Source organism: Gordonia alkanivorans NBRC 16433, from assembly GCF_000225505.1.
In the GTDB taxonomy this organism is placed as follows: domain Bacteria; phylum Actinomycetota; class Actinomycetes; order Mycobacteriales; family Mycobacteriaceae; genus Gordonia; species Gordonia alkanivorans.
On record NZ_BACI01000087.1, the window covers coordinates 74529 to 82414 of the forward strand.

The 7886-nt window shown below is 67.4% G+C and carries 7 protein-coding genes; 5 read left to right on the forward strand and 2 right to left on the reverse strand.

The annotated features are described in order from the left end of the window. Positions 1 to 17: 17 nt before the first annotated feature. On the forward strand, positions 18 to 659 hold the full coding sequence (locus GOALK_RS15465; protein WP_040004255.1) for a TetR/AcrR family transcriptional regulator: 642 nt from the start codon (positions 18 to 20) through the stop codon (positions 657 to 659). On the opposite strand, the gene GOALK_RS15470 is transcribed toward GOALK_RS15465, so the two are convergent. Continuing rightward, positions 660 to 2291 carry a class I adenylate-forming enzyme family protein gene (locus GOALK_RS15470; protein WP_006359773.1) on the reverse strand — a complete coding sequence of 544 codons (1632 nt, stop codon included), beginning with the start codon at positions 2289 to 2291 and terminating at the stop codon, positions 660 to 662. A gap of 97 nt (positions 2292 to 2388) precedes the next feature. Between GOALK_RS15470 and GOALK_RS15475 the strand changes: the two genes are divergently transcribed. The 4 genes from GOALK_RS15475 (at position 2389) to GOALK_RS15490 (ending at position 7423) form a co-directional block, all read left to right on the forward strand. Then, positions 2389 to 3228, forward strand: coding sequence for a TetR family transcriptional regulator (locus GOALK_RS15475; RefSeq protein ID WP_006359774.1), 840 nt, complete (start codon positions 2389 to 2391; stop codon positions 3226 to 3228). Positions 3229 to 3509: 281 nt separating this feature from the next. Further along, the gene (locus GOALK_RS15480; protein ID WP_006359775.1) at positions 3510 to 4490 is read left to right on the forward strand and encodes a cyclase family protein; all 981 of its coding nucleotides are present in this window, start codon (positions 3510 to 3512) and stop codon (positions 4488 to 4490) included. Between the two features lie 39 nt (positions 4491 to 4529). Then, positions 4530 to 6191: a class I adenylate-forming enzyme family protein gene (locus tag GOALK_RS15485; RefSeq protein ID WP_006359776.1), complete on the forward strand. Its 1662-nt coding sequence runs from the start codon at positions 4530 to 4532 to the stop codon at positions 6189 to 6191. Then, on the forward strand, positions 6188 to 7423 hold the full coding sequence (locus GOALK_RS15490; protein WP_006359777.1) for an acyl-CoA dehydrogenase family protein: 1236 nt from the start codon (positions 6188 to 6190) through the stop codon (positions 7421 to 7423). The genes GOALK_RS15485 and GOALK_RS15490 overlap by 4 nt, the downstream gene beginning before the upstream one ends. Before the next feature lie 70 nt (positions 7424 to 7493). Here the strand turns inward: GOALK_RS15490 and GOALK_RS15495 are convergent. Beyond that, a partial coding sequence (locus GOALK_RS15495) for a transposase (protein ID WP_232283181.1) occupies positions 7494 to 7886 on the reverse strand: 393 nt, incomplete at its 5' end.

A 7886-nucleotide genomic window follows, 5' to 3' on the forward strand; every position in this document is an offset into this window, starting at 1 on the left:
GTAGAGTGCGGATCACCATGTCCGCCACCAGTGACACCCCACCGGTCGACACGGGGGACGTTCCCCGCCCGCCGACCCGTCGCACCCAGGCGAAGGCCGCCCGGCGCGCCGAGCTGCTGACCGCGGCCGCGCGGCAGATGGCCGAACGCGGCTTCGCCGGCGTGCGTCTCGAGGACATCGGCCGCGCGGTCGGGGTGAGCGGGCCGGCCATGTACCGGCACTTCTCGTCGAAGACCGAACTGCTCGACGAGATGCTCGTCGACATCAGCCAGCGGCTGTACGACGGCGGTGCTGAGGTGGTCGACCGCGGCGGTCCGCCGTCGGAGACCCTGCTGGCGCTCATCGGCTTTCACATCGACGTGCTCGTCACGAAACCCGATCTGATCGTCGTCCAGGACCGCGACCTGTCGTCGATGACGCCGGAGGCCAACCACCGGGTCCGGCTGTTGCAGCGGCGCTACGTCGAACGCTGGGTCGACGTCGTGATCGCCATCTACGAGCAGGAGGGCCGCACACTCGACCGGGCCGAGGCTCGCGTCCGCGTACACGCGACGTTCGGCCTGCTGAACTCCTCGCCCCGGCTGCCCGCCTACGACGAGGCGCAGCTGCGGCGTCTGCTCACCGCGATGGCCCTGGCCGCGCTCGGCTGCCGGGTCTGATCAGCGCAGTTCGCGGCGCAACAGCTTGCCGGTCGCGCTGCGCGGGAGTGCGCCGACGATCTCGACCTCGCGCGGGTACTTGTACGCCGCCATCCGTTCGCGGCAGTACTCGATGAGTTCGGTCGGCGTGACCTCCGCACCCGGTTGCAGGGCGACGTAGGCGCGAGTCGACTCACCGCGGTAGTCGTCGGGGATGCCGACCACGGCCGTCTCGAGCACCGCCGGGTGCGACTGCAACACCTGCTCGATCTCGAACGGCCAGATCTTGTACCCGGACGCGTTGATCAGGTCGTTGCTGCGGTCGATGACGTAGAACCAGCCGTCGGCATCCATGAAACCGACGTCGCCGGTGCGCATCTCACCGTGGCGCAGCGCCGAGCCGTCGTCGTCCTGACCCCAGTAGCCGGCGGCGATCTGCGGTCCGGCCGTGACGATCTCGCCGAACGTCCCCGGCGGTACCGGTTCGCCGCGCTCGTCGACGACGCGCGCCATCGTGTCGAAGATCGGCAGACCCACTGAGAGAGCGCCGGTTTCGGCATCGACCGGTGCGAGGACACCGGGCGGCACCATGTGGGTCGGCGAGGTGGACTCGGTCTGCCCGTACACGTTGTGGATCATCCCGCCGAGGCGTTCTTCGATCCGTTCGGCGACGTCGGGGAGAACCGGTGCGCCGCCCGAGTAGCGGAGTCGGAGTGAGTCGAACGCCTCGGGCGTCGCTTCGGGGTGGTCGGCGAGCGCGATGTAGGCGGTGATCGAGGCGACGGAGAAGGCCGGACGCCAGGCGCGCACCGCGTCGAGGACCAGGCCGGCGTCGAATCGGTGGGTGAGGATGAGCGGCGAGCGCAGGGACAGCGCCAGCATCACCGAGCCCACCAGGCCGGTGACGTGGAAGATCGGCGACATGCACAGGATCGGCTCGCCGGATTGCAGGCCCGTCCAGGTGCGATAGGCCTGCGCGCTGAACGTCAGATTGCGGTGCGTCAGCTTGGCGCCCTTGGGTGGACCGGTGGTTCCCGACGTCGGTGCCAGCACCGCGACATCATCCGGTGCGGGTGCGTGCCGGGTGACCGCACGCGAGCCGGTGCCGATCAGGTCGAGGAGTTCGACGGTGCCTGCCGTGGAAACCCGGGACACGTCGAACACGCGCTGCAGATCGTCGCTGCCGGCGAAGTCGAGCGGCGAGGCCGTGACGACGAGTCCGATCGACCCGAGCTCGTCGGCGACCTCCGCGTGGACCTCGTCGAGCACGAGGAGGGCGGCCGGAGTGAAATCGTCCAGGGCCCTGCGGAATTCGCCGCGCTTGTACATGGGGCTGATGAGGGCGGCGACACCGCCGACCTTCCAGGCCGCGAGGAGCCCGAGCACGATCGCGGGCTCGTTCTGGACGGCGATGCCCAGCAGGTCGCCGACCGCGAAGCCGTGTTCCTGCAATGCGTGGGCGAGGGCGTCGGATGCGGCGTCGAGGTCGGCCCAGCTCAGCGTCGCGCCGAAGTAGTGGACGGCCGGAGCGTCGGGGGATGCGGCGAGCGCGGCGTCGAACATCTCGAGTGGGGATCCGAACTCGACGTCGAGGTGCTCGGAGAGTCCGGACGGGTAGTGGGCCAGCCAGGGACGGCTCTCGTAGGCGTTCATGCGTACGAGCGTTCGGGGTGACGCGAGCGAGGCGGCAGGTTGTGGACCACGAGGATGAGTCTACGAAAAATGCGCGGCTCCCCATAAGCTGTTCAGCGTGGTCGAACAACCGGTGACCGACAGCGGCGCCGCCGTGCGTGAGTTGCGTAAGCAGGCGGGCGTGACGCTGCGTGGGCTGGCGGCCGGTATCGGGGTGAGCGTCGGGACCATGAGCGCCATCGAGAACGGGAAGGTCGGGCTCACCGTCGACCGGTTGCGCCAGATCGCGCAGTGCCTGGACGTGCCCGTCGCTCGTTTCCTCGAGTCGCCGCAACCGGAGAAGGCGGAGGCCGCCGGGGACCCGACGGACTGGCGTGTGTTCGCCCCGCTGACCCTCGACCCGGTGCTGGAGTCGGCGATCGACGTCTTCGAGGAACTCGGCTATCACGGTGCGACGATGCGCCTCATCGCCGCCGGCGCCGACATCAGTGTCGCAGGCATCTATCACCACTACCCGAGCAAGCAGCACCTGCTCGTCGCGCTGGTCAACATCGCCCACGCTGACCTGGCGCGACGTCTCGACGCAGCCGGCGACGGCGTCGACGCGGTGACCGCCTTCGCCAACATGGTGGAGGCGCTCACGCTCTTCCATGTCGAGCGTCGCGCGCTGGCTCTGGTCCTGGCGACCGAGCTGCGGCGACTCGAGGAACCCAACCGCACTCACCTGCAGGCGTCGATGGCGCAGATCGAGGGTCGCCTGCTCGATACGGCCCGGCGCGCCGCCGACCTCGGCGCCTTCCGGTCCGGCGACCTGTCCGTGGCGACCAAGGCGATCGTCACGATGTGCCTGGCCGTCCCGACCTGGACCGATGACTCCGACGCCGCTCAGGGGCGTCGCATCGCTCGCGAGTACGCGAATCTCGCTCTCGGCATGGTGGGTTTCCGGGCCGACCGCTAGGCCCCCCGACCTTCGGCGCGTCCAGGCGGCCTACCCCTGGACAGGGGAAGTTCAGCTTTGCTGAACCTGCCGTGTGTACTGGGCTTTCCCTTCTCTTGCTGACAAAGGCTGAGACATCACCGATTTCGCCTCTTGACGGCGCTGCGAACGAGTGCGATGCTCGTCACAATGAACTTACCGAGCGAGCGATCACAAAGTTCAGTCGAGAAATTCAGTTCGCACCGTTCAGTGTGCGACCCGGAACCGTCGGTTCCGCTCTGGATCGAATCAAAGGAGACGAGATGACCGAGATCGAGACCGCTGCGCCGTCCATGGGTGACCTGTTGGGCGCCGACACCCCGTCGAACTGGGGCAAGTGGGGGCCCGACGACGAGGTGGGTGCCCTGAACTACCTGGACGCGAGTGAGGTTCTGCGCGGTGTCGGCCACATCAAGTCGGGGGAGACCTTCACCCTCCAGATCGAGATGGGGCGCACGGAGAGCCCCGGCGATCCGCTGTGGCCGGGCCGCGAGGGCATCAACCGGAAGAACATCCTCGACGAGTCGTCGTGGGACGGTGAGGGCGCACCGCAGTTCCCCGGTGGCCTGCACTATGCCGACGACACCGCGAACATTTTCCTGCAGGGCTCCACGCAGTACGACGCCCTCGGCCACGTCTGGTATGACGGCAAGCTCTACAACGGCTACGACGCCCGCAGCACCGTCGACGCATTGGACAAGGCGTCGGTCCTGCCGATCGCCGAGAAGGGTGTCGTCGGCCGCGGCGTGCTGATCGACATGGCCCGTTACCGCGGCAAGAAGTACCTGGAGAAGGGTGAGACCTTCGACCACAACGATCTCGAAGCCGCGGCCGCCGCACAGGGTGTCACCATCGAACCGCACGACATCCTGATCATCCGCACCGGCTGGCTGACTTACTGGTACGAGCTGAACAACCCGGAACAGTTCTACGACGGCTTCTGCGAGCCCGGCCTGACCTACTCGCGTGAACTCGTGCAGTGGTTCCAGGACAAGGAGATCCCGAACCTGGTCACCGACACTATCGCCAACGAGGTCACCACCGACCCGGAATCCGGTGTGGCGCTTCCGCTCCACAACGCGCTCATGCGCAACCTGGGTGTCGTGTTCACCGAGATCGTCTGGCTCGAGGAGCTGGCCGAGGCGTGTGCCGCCGACAACCGCTGGAGCTTCCTGTACGTCGCGGCCCCGCTCAAGGTCGTCAGCGGCACCGGTGCGCCGGTGAACCCCGTCGTCATCCGCTGACTCGCCCACGAGTCATTCGCCGAAAGAGGAACGTCAGACATGAGTGTCTACGACGACAAGGTGTGGCGCAGCCACTACCGCGAGCAGGATCTCGCGCCGCGGAGCATCGAATTCGACACCGCGCTGGACATGTTCGCGGCCACCGCTGCGCGCACCCCGGATGCCGACCTGATCCGTTACTTCGACGGATCGGTCACCGCCGGTGAGCTCGACGAGCTGACCGACGCGTTCGCGGTCGGCATCCTGGACCTGGGCTTCACCCCGGGCGATCGCGCGGTGGTCTACGCCCAGAACATCCCGCAGTTCGTCATCGCCCAGCTGGGTATCTGGAAGGCCGGCGGCATCGCCGTGTCGGCCAACCCGATGTACCGCAGCCGCGAACTCGCCGAGATCCTGGTCGATTCCGGCGCCACGGTACTGGTCGCGATGCAGTCGCTGTACCGGGACGTCGCGCAGGAGGCGTTGCGCGACAACAAGACCGCGGTGCGGACCGTGATTACCACCTCGGAGCTGGAGTACCAGACCGCGAACAGCGGAACCCTGGCGGGCGTCGAGAAGATCGACTGCCCGGGCACCGTCGACCTGGCGACGATGCTCGCGAATTACCGGGGACAGCGTCCGCCGAAGGCCGATCTCACCGGGGACAGCGTCGCCTTCCTGACCTACACGTCGGGAACCACCGGGCCGCCCAAGGGTGCGATGACCACCCATCGCAACGTCGTGTTCAACGCGCAGACCTACCGCGACTGGGTCGGCGTCGACAGCGACGACGTGATCCTCGGCGTGGCACCGCTGTTCCACATCACCGGTCTCATCGCGCACATCGCGCTGGCCGAACTCACCGGGGCGCCGCTCGTGCTGATGTACCGGATGGACCCGGCCGACACCATCGCGACGATCGCCCGCGAGAAGGCGACGTTCACGGTCGGATCGATCACGGTGTTCATCGCCCTGATGAACGTGCCGGACATCGACCCGGCGTCGCTGGCGAGTCTGTCGAAGATCTACTCCGGCGGCGCGCCGATCCCGCCGAGCACGATCGCCGAGTTCCAGAAGCGGTTCGGTCACTACATCCACAACGTGTACGGCCTGACCGAGACCACCTCCCCGTCGCATGCGGTGCCGTTCGGCGTGACGGCCCCGGCCGACGAGGAGACCGGGGCCACCTCGGTGGGAATCCCGGTGTACGACACGGTCGTCCGGATCGTCGACGAGCAGGGCAACGACCTGCCCGCGGGCGAGGTCGGCGAGCTGGTCACGGCCGGCCCACAGGTGGTCGCCGGCTACTGGAACAAGCCGGAGGCGACCGCGAAGGGCATCCCGAACGGCGTGCTGCACACCGGCGACGTCGGTTACATGGACGCCGACGGATGGTTCTACATCGTCGATCGGAAGAAGGACCAGATCAACACCAGCGGTTTCAAGGTGTGGCCACGCGAGGTCGAAGACGTTCTGTACGAGCATCCTTCGGTGCGGGAAGCAGCGGTCGTCGGCGTGCCCGACTCCTACCGCGGCGAGACCGTGAAGGCGTTCGTGAGCCTGCGGCCGGGAACCGAGGCGACGCCGGAGGAGCTGATCGACCACTGCAAGACGCGGATGGCTGCCTACAAGTACCCGCGTGAGGTGGTGGTGATGGGCGACATCCCGAAGACCGCCACGGGCAAACTGTTGCGTCGTGAACTGCGGACGGTGGCACAGTGATCCAGCCAGATCTGACCGGCCGCATCCCGGACGAGACGCTCGATCTCCGGCCGTCGGCGAAGGCGTCGGAGTTGCGCGAGGAGCTCATCGCGTTCATGCACTCCGACGTCTTCCCGGCGGAGCAACGCTACGAAGAGGAGCGCGGCTTCGCCGGACCCGACGATCACGACGTGCCGCCCGTCGTCGAGGAGCTGAAGAAGCGGGCCCGCGCACGCGGCCTGTGGAATCTCTTCCTGCCGTCGGAATCCGGGATCAGCCAGCTCGACTACGCCGGTCTGGCCGAGATCACCGGGTGGAGCCTGCATCTGGCGCCCGAGGCCCTCAACGGTGCGGCACCTGACACCGGGAACATGGAGCTGCTGCACCTGTTCGGCACCGACGAGCAGAAACAGACCTGGCTGGAACCGCTGCTCGACGGCCGAATCCGGTCGGCGTTCTCGATGACCGAGAAGGACGTCGCCAGTTCGGATGCGACGAACATCGAGACCAGCATCGAACGCGACGGCGACTCCTACGTCATCAACGGCCGGAAGTGGTGGACGAGCGGCGCAGCCGACCCGCGCTGCAAGGTGCTCATCGTCATGGGCAAGACCGATCCCGGGGCGGCGACCCATCGGCAGCAGTCGATGGTGCTCGTCCCGATCGACACCCCGGGCGTCACCGTTGTCCGCGACGTGCCGGTGTTCGGTCGTCACGACCAGCACGGCCACGTCGAGATCGTCTACGAGAACGTCCGGGTGCCCGTCGAGAACCTGCTCGGTGAGGAAGGCGGCGGGTTCGCCATGGCGCAGGCGCGGCTCGGCCCCGGCCGCATCCACCACTGCATGCGCGCGCTCGGCGCTGCCGAACGCGCCCTGCACCACCTGGTCCAGCGGTCGAAGGGGCGCGTCGCCTTCGGCAAGCCGCTGGCCGAGCAAGGTGTCGTCCAGCAGCAGATCGCCGAGTCCCGTATCGCGATCGACCAGGCCCGCCTGCTGTGCCGGCTGGCCGCCAAGACGATCGACGAACTCGGCAACAAGGCCGCCGCGCCGTATGTCTCGGCCGCCAAGGTGTCGGTACCGCGCGTGGCGCTCGAGGTCATCGACCGGGCGATCCAGGTCCACGGCGGCGCCGGCGTCAGCGACGACGTGCCGCTGGCCGCCATGTACGGCTGGCATCGCGCGATGCGCATCTTCGACGGACCGGACGAGGTGCATCTCCGCACGATCGCGAAGTCGGAGCTGCGTCGGTGATGGTTGCCGCGTAGCGGTTTCCTTCACCCTTGCTGCCTGAGGTGCGAGGAGCGCAAGCGACGAGATGGTCCTATAGCTTGTCCAGTGCTCCGAGGTCGGTGGTGAGGTCTTTGAAGACTTCGCGGGCGACGTAGCGTTTGAGGCAGCGGATGATGTCTTTCTTCGTTTTGTGTTCGGCGGAACGGCGTTCGACGTAGGCGCGGGTGGGTGGATGGTTTTTCATCCGGCCGACCACGATCATGTGCAGGGCACTGTTGGCTTGCCGGTCACCACCTCGGTTGAGTCGGTGACGATGGGTTTTGCCCGAGGAAGCCGGTAGTGGGGCGACGCCGACGAGTTTGGCGAAGGTCGCTTCGCTGCGCATCCGGTAGCTGACCACGATGGTTCCCACCCTGCTTGCACGCCCGCACATCGGGCCGGTCACCGCCGCCCGCCTGGTCATCACCGTCGGGGAAAACATCGT

Coding starts and splice junctions, on each gene's coding strand:
- GOALK_RS15465 (WP_040004255.1), top strand. CDS start 18: ATGTCCGCCACCAGTGACACCCCACCGGTCGACACGGGGGACGTTCCC.
- GOALK_RS15470 (WP_006359773.1), bottom strand. CDS start 2,291: ATGAACGCCTACGAGAGCCGTCCCTGGCTGGCCCACTACCCGTCCGGA.
- GOALK_RS15480 (WP_006359775.1), top strand. CDS start 3,510: ATGACCGAGATCGAGACCGCTGCGCCGTCCATGGGTGACCTGTTGGGC.
- GOALK_RS15485 (WP_006359776.1), top strand. CDS start 4,530: ATGAGTGTCTACGACGACAAGGTGTGGCGCAGCCACTACCGCGAGCAG.